Annotated in this window: 1 protein-coding gene; it reads left to right on the top strand. The window is 60.0% G+C overall.

The genetic code is table 11. From position 1 onward, the window contains the following. A partial coding sequence (locus ACR0C6_RS21665) for an oligopeptide/dipeptide ABC transporter ATP-binding protein (protein ID WP_480621199.1) occupies positions 1-658 on the top strand: 658 nt, incomplete at its 5' end. Positions 659-770: the final 112 nt, after the last annotated feature.

The raw sequence follows: 770 nt of genomic DNA, 5'->3' as shown, positions 1-770 counted from the left end.
TCCGCGAATGCGCGTCGAAGATATCATCGGCGAAGCACCGCGTATGCATGGGATCGTCCGCAAGGCAGAGAGTGCGGAATACGTGGACGACGTGATGCGCAAGGTCGGCCTCGACCCGTCGCTCAAGCGGCGTTACGCGCATCAGTTTTCCGGCGGTCAAAGGCAACGGATTGGAATTGCACGTGCGCTCGCCGTGAAGCCGAAGTTCCTTGTCTGCGACGAAGCCATCGCTGCGCTGGACGTGTCGATCCAGGCGCAGGTTATCAACTTGTTCATGGATCTGCGCGAAGAGCTGGGCCTGACCTATCTGTTCATCAGCCATGACCTGAGCGTCGTCGAACACATCGCCGACCGCGTGGCGATCATGTATCTGGGCCGCATTGTCGAGAGCGCATCGACTGAGGAAATTTTTTCGAACCCACGCCATCCCTACACGAAAGCGCTGCTTGCAGAGGCTCCGCGCCTTGATCAGCGCCGGCGTGAGTTTGCCCCGATTGAGGGGGAAATTCCGTCGCCGCTCGATCCGCCATCTGGATGTACCTTCCACCCGCGTTGCCCGGTGGCGACCGCTGAGTGCCGCACCACTGTTCCTGAACTGAAAGCGGGGCGCGGCGGGCGCGAAACGGCTTGCCTGCTGGAACACGCCGAAACCGTTTGAACGAGAAGCTGGAGAGCCCCTTGAAAAACGCCGATCCGATCTGGGACCACGTCGACCGCCATCGTGATGATTTTATCGCCTTGTCAGATCGAGTCTTTGACACGCCCGAGAC

This window comes from Ruegeria sp. AL12 (genome assembly GCF_056540885.1).
This window is presented reverse-complemented; position numbering and strand designations above follow the sequence as displayed.